Below are 14,243 nucleotides of genomic sequence, written 5' to 3' on the forward strand. Positions count from 1 at the left end.
CAGCCGTGGGCTGGCGACGATTGAAGGTGGCTTGCGCGCCGACAACACAGGCACCGCGAAGTCACTTTCGAGAAAATTGATGCTGATGCTATCAGAGACGCAGGCGCCCGCCACGACTGCGTGCGGTTCCCAGCCCGTGCGGCAGCAGGCTTGAGCGCGTGTGCGCATGGCAAATGGCAATCGCGAGGGCGTCGGAGGCGTCGATCTGCGGCTTGCTGGTCAACTTGAGCATGTGCATGACCATCATCTGCACCTGCTCCTTATTGGCCGCACCGGTGCCGACCACCGCCTGTTTGACTTGCGTGGCGGTGTACTCGGCGATTTCCAGACACTCTTCGGCGCCGGCGACAATCGCAGCGCCGCGCGCCTGCCCGAGCTTCAGCGCCGAGTCGGCGTTTTTCGCCATGAACACCTTTTCGATGCCCATGGTCACCGGGCCGTAGGTCTTGATGATTTCGCGCACGCCGCGATAGACGATCTGCAGACGCTCATGCAGCTCGCCGGAGCCGGTGCGAATGCAGCCCGAGGCCACATAGATGCAGCCACCCCGCCCGGTATCGCGAACGATCCCGTAACCGGTGATGCGCGAACCGGGGTCGATACCAAGGATTAAAGTCATAACGCCTGCAGATTCATAAAACGATTTACCTGACAGCCAATAGCAAATGTGGGAGCGAGCCTGCTCGCGAAGGCGGTATGTCAGCAGATACAGGTGCTGAATGACACACCGCTTTCGCGAGCAGGCTCGCTCCCACAAGGAAGACTAGTCGCTTATCAGCCAAGCTGAGCGGCGACGTCTTCCGGGATGTCCGCGTTGGAGTAGACGTTCTGCACGTCATCCAGGTCCTCAAGCATGTCGATCAGCTTGAGCACCTTCTCCGCGCCTTCCAGATCCAGCTCGGCGCTGGTGGTCGGCTGCATGACGATTTCCGCATCGTCACCCTTGATCCCGGCCGCTTCCAGCGCGTTGCGCACCGCATAGAAACCGGTGAACGAGGTGAACACGTCGATCGAACCGTCTTCGTGGGTGACCACGTCATCGGCATCGGCTTCCAGCGCCGCTTCGGTCAGTGCGTCTTCATCGACGCCCGGAGCGAAGCTGATCTGGCCCTTGCGCTCGAACAGATACGCCACCGAACCATCGGTGCCGAGGTTGCCGCCACACTTGCTGAACGCGTGACGCACAGCCGCCGCAGTGCGGTTGCGGTTGTCGGTCATGCACTCGACCATCACCGCCACACCGCCCGGGCCGTAACCTTCGTAGGTCAGTTCTTCAACGTTGTCCGCTTCAGTGGCGCCGGCACCGCGCGCGACGGCACGGTCGATGATGTCGCGACTCATGTTCGCGCTCAACGCCTTGTCCAGAGCCAGACGCAGACGCGGGTTGGAACCCGGATCACCGCCACCCTGACGGGCCGCAACGGTCAGTTCACGGATCCACTTGGTGAAGATCTTGCCCCTCTTGGCATCCTGACGTTCTTTGCGGTGCTTGATGTTTGCCCACTTGGAATGACCTGCCATAACTTGCTCCGAATGCTCTTTGAAACCTTGCCCGCCCCGCCGAGGCAGCGGCCGGCAATTGAAAAATTCGACCTGAGAAAGAAAAAAGGCGCATCCGAAGATGCGCCTTCAGGCCCGTCTTACTCAGCCTTTGGCGTTTCGCGCAGGCGAATGTGCAGCTCGCGCAATGCCTTGGCATCCACTACGCCCGGAGCCTGCGTCATCACGTCGGCAGCACTCTGGGTTTTCGGGAAGGCGATCACTTCACGGATCGACTGGGCGCCGGTCATCAGCATCACCAGACGGTCCAGACCGAAGGCCAGACCACCGTGCGGCGGTGCGCCGTACTTCAGCGCGTCGAGCAGGAAGCCGAACTTCTCTTCCTGTTCCGCTTCGTTGATGCCCAGCAGGCGGAATACCGCTTGCTGCATTTCCTTGCGATGGATACGGATCGAACCGCCGCCCAGCTCGGTGCCGTTCAAGACCATGTCGTACGCACGGGACAGTGCGCCGGCCGGGTTGGCTTCGAGCTCCTGCGGGGTGCACTTCGGTGCAGTGAACGGGTGGTGCAGCGCCGAGAAGCTGCCGTCGTCGTTCTCTTCGAACATCGGGAAGTCGACGACCCACATTGGCGCCCACTCGCAGGTCAGCAGCTTCAGGTCGTGACCGAGTTTGATACGCAGCGCGCCCAGGGCTTCGCTGACGATCTTGGCCTTGTCGGCACCGAAGAACACGATATCGCCATCGACTGCGCCAACGCGATCGAGGATCACGTTGAGCTTGTCTTCCGGGATGTTCTTCACGATCGGCGATTGCAGACCTTCAACACCGGCGGCACGCTCGTTGACCTTGATGTACGCCAGGCCCTTGGCACCGTAGATGCCGACGAACTTGGTGTAGTCGTCGATCTGCTTGCGCGGCATGCTCGCCCCGCCTGGAACACGCAGTGCGGCGATGCGGCACTTCGGATCGTTGGCCGGGCCGCTGAACACCTTGAAGTCGACCTCTTTCAACTGGTCGGCAACGTCAACCAGTTCCAGCGGAATACGCAGGTCCGGCTTGTCCGAACCGTAGCGGCGCATGGCTTCTTCGAAGGTCATGTGCGGGAATTCGCCGAACTCCAGGTTCAGCACTTCCTTGAACAGGTTGCGGATCATCTGCTCGGTCAGGCCCATGATCTCTTTTTCATCGAGGAAGCTGGTCTCGATGTCGATCTGGGTGAATTCCGGCTGACGGTCGGCACGCAGGTCTTCGTCACGGAAGCACTTGGCGATCTGGTAGTAACGGTCGAAGCCGGCCACCATCAGCAGTTGCTTGAACAGCTGCGGCGATTGCGGGAGGGCGAAGAACGAACCGGCGTGGGTACGGCTCGGCACCAGATAGTCACGCGCACCTTCCGGAGTGGCCCGGGTCAGGATCGGCGTTTCGACGTCGAGGAAGCCGTTCTCGTCGAGGAAGCGACGGATGCTGGTGGTCATGCGCGAACGCAGGCGCAGCTTCTCGGCCATTTCCGGACGACGCAGGTCGAGGAAGCGATAGCGCAGGCGGGTTTCTTCGCCGACGTCGGAGAACTCGTTGAGCGGGAACGGCGGGGTTTCCGACTCGTTCAGCACTTCCAGTTCATAACCCAGCACTTCGATCATGCCCGAGGCCATGTTGGCGTTGGTCGCGCCGGCCGGACGCAGACGCACCTTGCCGGTGATCTTCACGACGTATTCGCTGCGCACGCGGTCGGCGGCGGCGAAGCTCTCGGCGCGATCCGGATCGAACACCACCTGAGCCAGACCATCACGATCACGGATATCGAGGAAAATCACCCCGCCGTGGTCGCGGCGACGGTGAACCCATCCGCAAAGGGTAATTTCCTGGCCTTCCAGGCTTTCGTTCAGTTGGCCGCAATAGTGGCTGCGCATCATGGTGTGGTTCGCTTCTCGTAATTCGAAATTCGGTGGAGATCCGGCCGCGATCAAGCAGGGCGGAAACTCACGCGTGTCGTTCGTTCAGGGTTGGAACCCTAGTCAGCTTTGTCGCCACCGGCCAGATTTTTCTTGGCTCCGGTCTTGAAGTCGGTCTCGTACCAACCGTTGCCGCTGAGGCGAAAACCCGGCATGGACAGCTGCTTCTTCAGTTCGGGCGCCTGGCAGGCAGGGCAATCGACCAACGGTGCGTCGCTGATCTTCTGAATGGCTTCCAACTGATGACCACAGGAAGCACATAGGTAATCGTACATTGGCATGGAGGTGTCTCGGCGATCAGATTGCTGCCGCGCGCAGGGCTTTGCGGCGAAAGCGCGGGATTATATCGATTAAATGCGGGCTGTGCAGCCGTAACGCTGCACAGCCCGCAACCTCGTTGCAACCGCCGTTTCAGCGCGAAACTGCGGGTGCGAGATCTTTGATCCCGTTCATGACGCAAACCACCCGCACCAGCGCACTGAAATTCTTCACTCCGCCGTAACGCAGATGCACCTCACGATCAACGTGGGATAGCAGTGTGCTGATCGAGCAATGATTGTCCTCGGCCATGCCGCCGAGTATGTTCCAGTAGACCTGCTCGAGTCGCAGGCAGGTCGCAAAACCATTGAGGCGAATCGACCGCGACAGCGGCCGGATCAGGTTCATGTCGAACTCGCTGACAAACGGATCGACCTTTATTACATGCCGCGAAGCCGACATCCTGTCGCTTCGCCTGTCTCCTTCTACCATAGCGTTGACACTCCTTTGCCATGACTGCTGATTTATAAGGCAACATCCTGCGCCTTCATAAAAACCCAGTAACAAAGTTCGCGCCATACGACTTGTTGACCAGCCTCGTAGGATAAGCCAACGACAACGGTAAGAGTCTGGAGAGCATGCGGACGACCTCACGCCGTCCGCAGCGGCCGGGTCATTCCTCGAGCAGCGCGCGCAGCATCCACGCAGTTTTCTCGTGCACTTGCATGCGCTGGGTCAGCAGGTCAGCGGTCGGCTCATCGCTGACCTTGTCCAGCAGCGGGAAAATGCCGCGCGCGGTACGGGTCACCGCTTCCTGGCCTTCGACCAGTTGCTTGATCATGTCTTCGGCGCTCGGCACACCGACTTCTTCTTTAATAGAAGAAAGACGCGCGTAGGTCGCGTAGGCACCCGGCGCCGGGAAGCCCAACGCACGGATACGCTCGGCGATCAAATCGACGGCCAGCGCCAGCTCGTTGTATTGCTCTTCGAACATCAGGTGCAACGTGCGAAACATCGGGCCAGTGACGTTCCAGTGGAAGTTATGGGTTTTCAGATACAGCACGTAGGTGTCCGACAGCAGTCGCGACAGCCCTTCGACGATGGATTTGCGGTCTTCTTCACTGATACCGATATCAATTGCCATGCTTGCCCCCTAACAGTGATTGAATTCATCCAGCAGGTTCGGTCCCACTGTAGCAAGGCAAGAGCCGGCTCGCAGCTATGAATCCGTGGTCAGACTGCGACAAATCGACCGTTTTTCTGCCGCTGGCCGGGCTGATTTGAGTAGCCGCAGGCTTTGCTGTTAAATAGGCAGTGTGTCGCCATGCCCTATTTTCCGGGGTGTTGCGCATAGGCTGATGCCGTGTACGTGTCCACCGCCTCTTATTTTGTCCTGAAGCGAACCGTGCGCCTTCAGCTCTTCCTTGTGAGCCGTCATAACGTGAGCCAATCAAAATGTTGAAAATCGTCCACCTGCTAATGGGCGCAGCAGCCTTGCTGCTGTCGTTCATACCCAGCCTGAAAGCCGAAGCCGTTCCTTACCTGCAACAGCCCGATGCACTTTACCTGGCCTTTTTCGGCCTGCTGAACCTGGTCATCGCTCCAGTGATTCCGTACTGGAACAAAGGCCCGCGCCAGCATCTGCAAAATCTGGTCAGCGCCCTGCTGGTGCTGACTGTCGTCCTGCAAACCCTGACGCTGATCGCACCAATGCCGGTCATCGCTGGCCAACCGGCGGTGTTGTTCAGTCTGGTGATCGCCCTGGTTGCCGTGCTGCTGCATTTGGCCGTGAGCTTTTACAAATCGTCACCGGCCGCTGCGCCGACCACCTATGACATGAGCAATCGCGATACCGGCACCGTGAAGTGGTTCAACACTTCCAAGGGTTTCGGGTTTATCTCCCGGGACTCCGGCGATGATATTTTCGTGCACTTTCGCGCCATTCGTGGCGAAGGCCACCGTGTTCTGGTCGAAGGCCAGCGCGTCGAGTTCTCGGTGATGAACCGCGACAAAGGCCTGCAAGCCGAGGACGTGATCGCCGCTCTGCCGCGTCGCTGATCCAAAGCAAAAAAAAACCGCGAACAGCCTGTCTGTTCGCGGTTTTTTTATGCCTGCCGAATGGCTCAATAATGCGGCGGCGGTGCATCTTCCTCAAAAGCACCGAACTGCCCGACCATCTCTTCGTGACGCTTGATCAGCGCTTCCATCTGCAATTGCAAGCGCTCGATGACCTTCTGCTGCGCCACCAGCACATCGTTCAATGCCTGAATGGTGTCATCCTGAAAGGCCAGACGGCTTTCCAGATCGGTAACGCGTCCTTCAAGGCTCATGACTCAGCCCTCCAAAAAAGTGAATTCATCGGTCAGCACCAGACGCAAGCGCTCGCGAATGGCTGCTACCTGTTCCGCGCTGTACGGCTTGGCCGGGTGCCTGCCCCAGACCGGAGCCGGCCAGGCGACATCGTCACGCTTACGCACGATCACATGCATATGTAACTGGCTGACAACGTTACCCAGGGTTGCCACGTTCAGCTTGTCCGCGTCGAACGAATCCTTGAGTAACTCGGCAAGGGTGGTGGTTTCCTGCCACAGTTGCTGCTGATCGGCGACATCCAACTGAAACAACTCGCTTATATCCTCGCGACGAGGTACCAGGATGAACCAAGGGTAATTGCTGTCGTTGGACAGCAACAGCCGGCACAACGGAAAGTCGCCGATGACCAGGGCGTCCTGTTGAAGTCGTGAATCCAAAGCAAACACTGTGAGCACTCCCGCTGATCCTCTAACTCAGCTTAGCGGCGGCCCATTCGAAGCAGCGCGCCAAGCGACAGAACGGCAGCATACCTGCGAATGCAGCGAGCTTCACGCCGCTGCCGGCAGTAAATCGCCAGGCGCTCCGACATGAAACATTTATCCCGGCCGCGCACCAACACAGGCCCCGACATGAGCCTTGACGTGAAGAGCTGCACGAAAATCCTTGATCTGCCGTACCTCAGGTCAATCGCCGCCAGATTGGCCAAGGCTGGATTCATGATTTTTTTGCACCAAAACTGCACAACACGACTACGCTCACTGGGTCGGGCATCCGCTAAATACTCAGTACGGGGTGAACCGGTAACGTTTTTTGCTGTCCTGCGCACCTTGGGTGCGCTGCAACACCATTGGGAGAACCTCGTCAAGCCCGCAGAAAAAAAGGCTCCGGAGCCCCGTTTTCACACGGTTTTCACATCTGCGAGCGGCCCACAGAAAAATAACCGCAGCGTTTTCGCGGTTTGTGCACGCTTGTTGCATTAGTAACCGTATGGACTATAAGCGCACCGCTGGAAGTGGTCGCTTGAAGCCAATAAAAACAGTGGCAGGGTTGCCCGATGGAGATTCAAGTGTTTTGCCAGGGACTCTTTTTTAGCGATGCAAAAAAGGCCCGGAAACAGCGATAAAGTTGTCAGTCCGGCTGCATCGGTACTGTGAATTTGCGACATCCAGCGCTCCTTTTGCGACAACGCCGTAAAGAAGCTGAAAGGTTGATTTCGCAAGTATCGCCAACAATGTCGGCGTGATATAAGTTTGCGCCGACACAAAAAGAAAGAGCCGCCCAGATAATAAAACAGGTGGGACGGCAGTACTCTTCTAAAAACCAAAGGAGCAAATCACGATGCGCGTGATGAAGTGGAGCATGATCGCCCTGGCTGTTGCAGCAGGCACCTCGCAGTTCGCAATGGCGTCTTCTCAGGATGAAGCCAAAGGTTTCCTGGAAGATCAGAGCCTGAAACTGAAGACTCGTTTCGAATACATGAACCGCGACTACAAAAATGGCGCGGGCAACGTTTCCAACGGTGACGGCACTTTCAAAAGTGGCTATCGCCAGGATAGCGGTCTCAGCCAACTGCTGACTTACGAGTCGGGCTTCACTCAAGGCACCGTAGGCTTCGGTCTCGACGCCATGGCCATGGGTTCGGTAAAACTGGACGGCGGTTCGGGTCGTCGGGGTAACGGCTTGTTCGCCAACGACAGCGATGGCAACCCTGAGAAATCCCAGGGCAAGGTCGGCGGCGCAGTCAAATTCCGTGTATCCGACACCGTTCTGAAATACGGTCAGCAATTCGTTGCCAGCCCGGTTTTCGCCACTGACGACAGCCGTCTGCTGCCAGAAGTCGCCACCGGTACCCTGATCACTTCCAAAGAGATCAAAGGTCTGGAACTTAGCGCAGGTCGCTTCACAGCGCTGAGCAAGCAGACCGGCATGGGCCGCGACAGCATCGCCGGTCTGCCGGATGAAGATGGCAATGGCGGCAAAGGCCTGACCAGCATCAACATCTTCGGTGCCAGCTACGCCTTCACAGACAATTTCACCGGTGCATTGGCTGCTTCCGACGCTGAAGACTACTTCAAGAAGTACTACGTCAACCTCAACTACACCTTGCCGATCAACGACGAGCAGTCGCTGAACTTCGACTTCAACGGTTACCACACCAAAGGCGACAAACGCGGCGACTTGGTCAGTGCAATTGGCGACGAGACCGACGACAACGATACCCGTGGCGTAGACAACAACCTGTGGTCCTTGGCAGCAGCTTACAGCTTGGGCGCCCACAAGTTCACCGTTGCTTACCAGCAGTCGAGCGGCGACAACGCTTACTACTATGGCGTTGACGGCAACAGTACAATTTTCGTGGCCAACTCCATCCAGATTTCCGACTTCGTGGGCCGCGAAGAAAAATCGTGGCAGGCTCGCTATGACCTGAACATGAAGACTTACGGCGTACCTGGCCTGAGCTTCATGACCCGTTATGTGATGGGTGACAACATCAAGACCAACGGTCTGGGTGAAGGTAAAGAGAACGAGTGGAACGCCGAGTCCAAGTACGTGGTTCAGGAAGGTCCGGCCAAAGACCTGTCGTTCCGTCTGCGTTACGCCATGTACCGCTCCAACGGTGCCTACAGCGGTTACTCGTCTGATAACAACGACACCCGTCTGATCATCGAGTACCCACTGAACATCCTCTAATAAGGATGCGAAGCTGACGTACTGTAGAGCTCTGGTCTAACAAAACCGCCCGCCTGTATCAGGTGGGCGGTTTTTTTATGGATGAATAACTGATCAAACAGACAAACATTAGCTAGCTACTTATTAGCCAGCATAGTTTCATCGCGCCGATAAAAAACCCGAGAGTGCACACACTGCTCGGGTTTTATATTAGTTGCTGACTGCCAAGCCAACTTCCAAGACGCTTACTGCGTGGCAGATTCCTGCACCACACGTATAACCCGCTGCGGAAATGGAATATCAATGCCCGCAGCCTTCAAACGATCTCGCGCCTGTTCATTAAACATGAACATCACATCCCAATAGTCCGCAGTTTTAACCCATACGCGCAGGGAAACAGTGATCGAGCTGTCACCCAATGTCGAAATCACTGCCTGTGGCTCCGGGTCCTGCATGACGCGGGGATCCTTGGCCAGATCCAGCAGTACTTGACGGGCCTTCTGCAGATCCGCTTCGTAATCCACGCCCACGTCGAACACGACTTTGCGGGTTGGCTGGCGGTTGGTGTTGGTGATGATGCCGTTCGACAGGTTGCCGTTGGGCAGGATGATGGTCTTGTTGTCACCGGTACGCAGCACGGTGTGGAAAATCTGGATGCTGTCGACAGTACCCGCTACACCTTGGGCTTCGATCCAGTCACCGATACGGAACGGGCGGAACAACAGAATCAGCACGCCGCCAGCGAAGTTGGCCAGGCTGCCCTGCAAGGCCAAGCCAATCGCCAGACCGGCAGCACCGATGGCCGCGACGAACGAGGTGGTTTCGACGCCGATCATCGACGCGACGCTGACAATCAGCAGCACCTTGAGAATGATGTTGGCCAGGCTGCTGATAAAGCCTTGCAGTGCCAGATCGGCATTGCGCAGAGCGAGCAGACCGCCGAGTTTTTGCGTGACCTTGTTGATCAGCCACCAGCCGATGGCCAGGGTAATCACTGCCAGCAGTACGCGGCTGCCGTATTCCATGATCATCGGGATCCACGCCTGGGACGCCTTGACCAGGTGGTCCACTTCCGCATTCAAATCCATGTTCTATCTCCTGATTTCCGGCTTCCCGGGGTATTCAAAACAACTGTGGGAGCGAGCCTGCTCGCGAATGCGGCGTGTCAGTCAACTTTTCGCTGAATGAAACACCGCATTCGCGAGCAGGCTCGCTCCCACATAGCCTTCAGACCAAGCTTAGTCGCGGAAGTTGTTGAACTGCAGCGGCATGCCGAATTCCCTGGCACGCAGGGCCGCGATGGCTTCCTGCAAATCGTCGCGCTTCTTGCCAGTGACACGCACCTGCTCGCCCTGAATGGCGGCCTGGACCTTGAGCTTGGCTTCCTTGATGTGGCCGACGATTTTCTTTGCCAGCTCTTTGTCGATGCCTTCCTTGAGGATGGCGTCCTGCTTCATCAGTTTGCCCGAAGCGTAAGCATCCTTGACCTCAAGGCACTGCACGTCGATCTTGCGCTTGGTCAGCGCCAGCTTGAGGATTTCGATCATCGCTTCGAGCTGGAAAGCAGCTTCGGCGGTGAGGCTGACGGTCAGGTCTTTTTCCTTGAACTCGAAGCTGCCCTTGCCTTTCAGGTCATAACGACGATCGAGTTCCTTCACGGCGTTCTCGACCGCGTTGGTGAGTTCGTGTTTGTCCAGTTCGGATACCACGTCGAACGACGGCATGTAATCTCTCCAATAAAAGGCGCGCTCGATGTGGATGGAGCGCGCTTGGCTTGCGGTTAAAATCGGGCTCATTATAACGGGTCTTTTCCTACCGATACGGCGAGCCTCACATGCCTGCAAGCAATCGAGCAAAAAACTGATGTCGACCACCTGGCATGTACTCGGCGCCGGCAGCCTCGGCACACTCTGGGCGACACGTCTGGCCCGGGCCGGCTTGCCTGTGCAACTGATCCTGCGCGATGCCGCGCGCTTGCACAGCTACGAGGCAGTGGGCGGCTTGACCCTGGTAGAAAACGGACAAGCTCATACCTATGCAGTTCCCGGCGAAACCCCGGACAGCCCCGAGCCAATTCGCCGTTTACTGGTCGCGTGCAAGGCCTATGACGCCGAAGAGGCCGTCGCCCGCCTCGCTTCACGCCTCGCTCCGGACGCCGAACTGATCCTCCTGCAAAACGGCCTTGGCAGTCAGGACGCCGTGGCCGCGCGGGTACCGCAAGCGCGCTGCATCAGCGCGTCCAGCACCGAGGGCGCGTTCCGCGATGGCGATTGGCGCGTGGTGTTTGCCGGTCACGGTTTCAACTGGCTGGGCGATGCGGCAAATCCGCTGGCGCCGGTCTGGCTGGACGATCTGCAAGCGGCGAACATTCCCCATGAATGGAGCGCTGACATCCTCACCCGACTGTGGCGCAAACTGGCGCTGAACTGCGCGATCAACCCGCTGACCGTGCTCCACGATTGCCGCAACGGCGGGCTGAGCGAGCATCACTGCGAAGTTGCCACACTCTGTGCCGAATTGACCGAACTGCTCGAACGCTGCGGCCAACCCGCTGCGGCGGACAATCTGCAAGCGGAAGTCGAACGAGTGATCCACGCCACCGCCGCCAATTACTCTTCGATGTATCAGGACGTCGCCAACCAGCGCCGCACCGAGATCAGCTATCTGTTGGGCCACGCCTGCAAAGTTGCCGAGCGCCATCAGTTGAACCTGCCGCATCTGCAGCAGTTGCAGCAACGCCTGATCGCTCATCTGCACAAGCGTGGATTGCCCAGCGACTGAGCAGCCGCTAGGCTGACGACTTGTTCCCCTGCTGCGATAAACCTGATGCCATTGCGCCAGCGCCTTGAAAACCTGCCGGTCGGCCAGAAACTGCTGGCCGCCCTGCTGGTGTTGTTGACCACGGTTCTGCTCGTCGCCAACCTGACCTTTATCAGCGCCGCCTACTACATTTCTCAGGAAAGCATGGCGCCACAAGCCCTGCAGACCATCGGCCGGCTGATCGCCAATCCGAGTCTGGTCAGCGATGCGCTGGAGTCGCCGCGCAGCGCCGAGCGCCTGCTCAAGGAACTCGACAGTTATTCACCGCTGCGCGCCGCCGCCCTGTATGACGGCAAGGGTGAACGCCTGGCGCAAGTGCAGCGCGGCGAAAAACTCAGCCTCCCCGAGCGCTACCGCCATGTCGAAGCCTGGCAACTCACCGAGTTTCGCAGCAATCAACTGATCACCCTGCCCCGCCCCGGCGCCGCACCTGGGCATCTGTTGCTGGTGGCCAGCAGCGAACTGCCGATGGCGTTCTACACCGGCACCCTGACCGCCAGCCTCGGCATCCTGATCTTCAGCGTCTTGCTGTGGCTGGTCATCGCCCGGCAGATCAAGCGCCTGATTACCCGGCCGATTCATCAGCTGGAGGAATTGTCCCGGCAGGTCACCCGCGAAGAGAACTACGCCCTGCGCGCCGCGCGCGGCAACCACGACGAAATCGGCAGTCTGGCCGAGGCGTTCAACACCATGCTTTCGCGCATCGAAGCCCGCGAGCAGCAATTGAAACGCGCCCGCGACGACTCGCAGGCCGCCTACGATCAGGCGCAGGGGCTGGCCGAGGAAACCCGCCACACCAACCGCAAACTGGAACTCGAAGTCCAGGTGCGCAGCAAGATCGAGAAGAAGCTCACCGGCTTCCAGAATTACCTCAACAGCATCATCGACTCGATGCCCTCGGCGCTGATCGCCCTCGACGAGCAGCTCTACGTCACTCAATGGAATCAAGAGGCCAGCGCGCTCTCCGGTACACGCCTGGATGAGGCTTTGAACCAGCCGATCTTCCTCGCCTTCGAACCGCTCAAGCCGTTTTTGCCGCAGCTCAAGGCCACCGTCGAACAGCACACCGTGGCCAAAGTCGACCGGGTAACCTGGTTCAAGGACGATGAACCCAAGCATTATGCGCTGACGTTTTATCCGCTGATGGGCGGTGCCGGGCGCGGCGTGGTGATCCGTATCGATGACATCACTCAGCGTCTGTCGCTGGAAGAAATGATGGTGCAGTCGGAGAAGATGCTCTCGGTCGGTGGCCTCGCGGCCGGCATGGCCCACGAAATCAACAACCCGCTCGGCGCGATCCTGCACAACGTGCAGAACATTCGCCGGCGTCTGTCGGCGGATCTGCCGAAGAACATCGAGACTGCCGAACAACTGGGCATCGAACTGGACACTGTAAACCGCTACCTGCAAGGCCGCGAAGTCCCGCAACTGCTCGACGGCATTCAACAGGCCGGCGCCCGCGCGGCGAAAATCGTCACGCACATGCTCAGCTTCAGCCGCCGCAGCACCCGGCAAATGGCGCCGTGCGATCTGCCGGCGCTGATCGATCAAGCCGTGGAAATCGCCGGTAACGACTTCGATCTGGCCATCGGTTTCGACTTCAAGGGCCAGGCGATCATCCGCCAGTTCGACCCGGCCCTGGGTCCGGTGCCGGGCACCGCCAACGAACTGGAACAGGTGCTGCTCAATCTGTTGAAAAATGCCGCGCAGGCGATTCATCAGCGCGAAGACGACAGCGAGCCGGGCCGGATCATTTTGCGTACCAGACTCAATCCGCCGTGGGCCGAGATTCAGGTCGAGGACAACGGCATCGGCATGAGCGAGAACGTGCGCAAGCGCACTTTCGAGCCGTTCTTTACCACCAAGGAAATCGGCCAGGGCACGGGGCTTGGTCTGTCGGTGTCGTACTTCATCATCACCAACAATCACAAAGGCCAGATGGAAGTGCAGTCGGCGCCCGGCCAGGGCACTTGCTTCACTCTGCGTCTGCCGCTGGTGCAGCCTGCGCCGTTGACCACCGAAACCAATTCACTACCGAGGTAACCCATGGGCTTTCGCTTGTCGAAGATCTACACCCGCACCGGCGACAAAGGCGAAACCGGCCTCGGTGACGGCCGTCGCGTCCCCAAGGATCACCCGCGCATCGAGGCGATCGGCGAGGTCGATACGCTGAACAGTCAGGTCGGCGTGTTGCTCGCCGGTTTGCTCGCCGAGCGCGAAGTGCATCCGGCGCTGAATGAAATCATCGACGTGTTGGCGCCGTGTCAGCACCGCCTGTTCGACCTCGGTGGCGAATTGGCGATGCCGGAATATCAGGCGTTGAACGAGGCCGAAATAGAGCGGCTGGAAGCGGCCATCGATGTGTGGAATGAAGAGCTGGGGCCGCTGGAGAATTTCATCTTGCCGGGTGGTTCGATGTTGATTGCGCAGGCACATGTCTGCCGCAGTCTGGCGCGCAGTGCCGAGCGGCGGTGTCAGCATTTGAACTCGATTGAGCCATTGGCCGGGGTTGGCCTGGCGTATATCAATCGGTTGTCGGATTTGCTGTTTGTTGTGGCGCGGTTGATTGCGCGGCGGCAAGGGGTGGCGGAGATTTTGTGGCAGCCGGCTGCGAAACCTGGAGGAAAGTAGCGCCTGTCAGGGCGCCTTCGCGAGCAGGCTCGCTCCCACATTTGACTGCATTCTGACTGGAGAAATGCAATCCACTGTGGGAGCGAGCCTGCTCGC

15 protein-coding genes are annotated in these 14,243 nt (G+C 58.7%); 5 read left to right on the forward strand and 10 right to left on the reverse strand.

Features of this window, described 5'->3' with window-relative positions; all coding sequences use genetic code 11:
- Positions 1-91 precede the first annotated feature (91 nt).
- From ruvC to J2Y39_RS12860, 6 genes are all read right to left on the reverse strand, one after another.
- Positions 92-619 carry a crossover junction endodeoxyribonuclease RuvC gene (gene ruvC, locus J2Y39_RS12835; protein WP_016773501.1) on the reverse strand — a complete coding sequence of 176 codons (528 nt, stop codon included), beginning with the start codon at positions 617-619 and terminating at the stop codon, positions 92-94.
- Positions 620-774: 155 nt separating this feature from the next.
- The gene (locus tag J2Y39_RS12840; RefSeq protein WP_310217994.1) at positions 775-1,521 is read right to left on the reverse strand and encodes a YebC/PmpR family DNA-binding transcriptional regulator; all 747 of its coding nucleotides are present in this window, start codon (positions 1,519-1,521) and stop codon (positions 775-777) included.
- Positions 1,522-1,640: 119 nt separating this feature from the next.
- A complete protein-coding gene (aspS, locus tag J2Y39_RS12845) occupies positions 1,641-3,416 on the reverse strand; it encodes an aspartate--tRNA ligase (RefSeq protein ID WP_041479793.1) in 1,776 nt (591 codons plus the stop codon).
- A gap of 98 nt (positions 3,417-3,514) precedes the next feature.
- Positions 3,515-3,736, reverse strand: a complete 222-nt coding sequence (locus J2Y39_RS12850; RefSeq protein ID WP_056787910.1) for an FmdB family zinc ribbon protein — start codon at positions 3,734-3,736, stop codon at positions 3,515-3,517.
- A 130-nt stretch (positions 3,737-3,866) separates the two neighbouring features.
- Positions 3,867-4,205, reverse strand: coding sequence for a ribbon-helix-helix domain-containing protein (locus J2Y39_RS12855; protein ID WP_024014091.1), 339 nt, complete (start codon positions 4,203-4,205; stop codon positions 3,867-3,869).
- A gap of 181 nt (positions 4,206-4,386) precedes the next feature.
- The gene (locus J2Y39_RS12860; RefSeq protein ID WP_041479794.1) at positions 4,387-4,857 is read right to left on the reverse strand and encodes a Dps family protein; all 471 of its coding nucleotides are present in this window, start codon (positions 4,855-4,857) and stop codon (positions 4,387-4,389) included.
- A 311-nt stretch (positions 4,858-5,168) separates the two neighbouring features.
- Here J2Y39_RS12860 and J2Y39_RS12865 point away from each other — a divergent pair, with 311 nt between their 5' ends.
- Positions 5,169-5,771 (forward strand): cold-shock protein, encoded by a 603-nt coding sequence (locus J2Y39_RS12865; RefSeq protein WP_016773496.1) that lies wholly within the window; start codon positions 5,169-5,171, stop codon positions 5,769-5,771.
- 65 nt (positions 5,772-5,836) lie between these two features.
- On the opposite strand, the gene J2Y39_RS12870 is transcribed toward J2Y39_RS12865, so the two are convergent.
- Positions 5,837-6,043, reverse strand: a complete 207-nt coding sequence (locus tag J2Y39_RS12870) for a SlyX family protein (protein ID WP_041479795.1) — start codon at positions 6,041-6,043, stop codon at positions 5,837-5,839.
- Between the two features lie 3 nt (positions 6,044-6,046).
- Entirely contained in the window at positions 6,047-6,472 is a 426-nt protein-coding gene (locus J2Y39_RS12875; protein WP_056787907.1) for an HIT domain-containing protein, read from the reverse strand.
- 892 nt (positions 6,473-7,364) lie between these two features.
- On the opposite strand from J2Y39_RS12875, the gene J2Y39_RS12880 reads away from it, so the two are divergent.
- The gene (locus J2Y39_RS12880; RefSeq protein ID WP_056787902.1) at positions 7,365-8,717 is read left to right on the forward strand and encodes an OprD family porin; all 1,353 of its coding nucleotides are present in this window, start codon (positions 7,365-7,367) and stop codon (positions 8,715-8,717) included.
- A gap of 224 nt (positions 8,718-8,941) precedes the next feature.
- Here J2Y39_RS12880 and J2Y39_RS12885 read toward each other — a convergent pair whose 3' ends face one another.
- Both J2Y39_RS12885 and J2Y39_RS12890 read right to left on the reverse strand, forming a co-directional pair.
- Complete coding sequence (locus J2Y39_RS12885) at positions 8,942-9,784, reverse strand: mechanosensitive ion channel family protein (RefSeq protein WP_016773492.1); 843 nt, start codon at positions 9,782-9,784, stop codon at positions 8,942-8,944.
- 150 nt (positions 9,785-9,934) lie between these two features.
- Positions 9,935-10,420 carry a YajQ family cyclic di-GMP-binding protein gene (locus J2Y39_RS12890; protein ID WP_056787899.1) on the reverse strand — a complete coding sequence of 162 codons (486 nt, stop codon included), beginning with the start codon at positions 10,418-10,420 and terminating at the stop codon, positions 9,935-9,937.
- A 139-nt stretch (positions 10,421-10,559) separates the two neighbouring features.
- Here J2Y39_RS12890 and J2Y39_RS12895 point away from each other — a divergent pair, with 139 nt between their 5' ends.
- Genes J2Y39_RS12895 through J2Y39_RS12905 form a run of 3 tightly spaced genes read left to right on the forward strand, consistent with a single transcriptional unit; the run spans position 10,560 to position 14,147 of the window.
- Positions 10,560-11,477 (forward strand): putative 2-dehydropantoate 2-reductase, encoded by a 918-nt coding sequence (locus J2Y39_RS12895; protein ID WP_056787896.1) that lies wholly within the window; start codon positions 10,560-10,562, stop codon positions 11,475-11,477.
- 45 nt (positions 11,478-11,522) lie between these two features.
- A complete protein-coding gene (locus tag J2Y39_RS12900; protein WP_076563949.1) occupies positions 11,523-13,559 on the forward strand; it encodes a HAMP domain-containing sensor histidine kinase in 2,037 nt (678 codons plus the stop codon).
- A gap of 3 nt (positions 13,560-13,562) precedes the next feature.
- Positions 13,563-14,147 carry a cob(I)yrinic acid a,c-diamide adenosyltransferase gene (locus tag J2Y39_RS12905; protein WP_310218005.1) on the forward strand — a complete coding sequence of 195 codons (585 nt, stop codon included), beginning with the start codon at positions 13,563-13,565 and terminating at the stop codon, positions 14,145-14,147.
- The last annotated feature ends 96 nt before the right edge of the window (positions 14,148-14,243 follow it).

The organism is Pseudomonas sp. 2957 (assembly GCF_031456345.1).
Lineage (GTDB): Bacteria > Pseudomonadota > Gammaproteobacteria > Pseudomonadales > Pseudomonadaceae > Aquipseudomonas > Aquipseudomonas siliginis.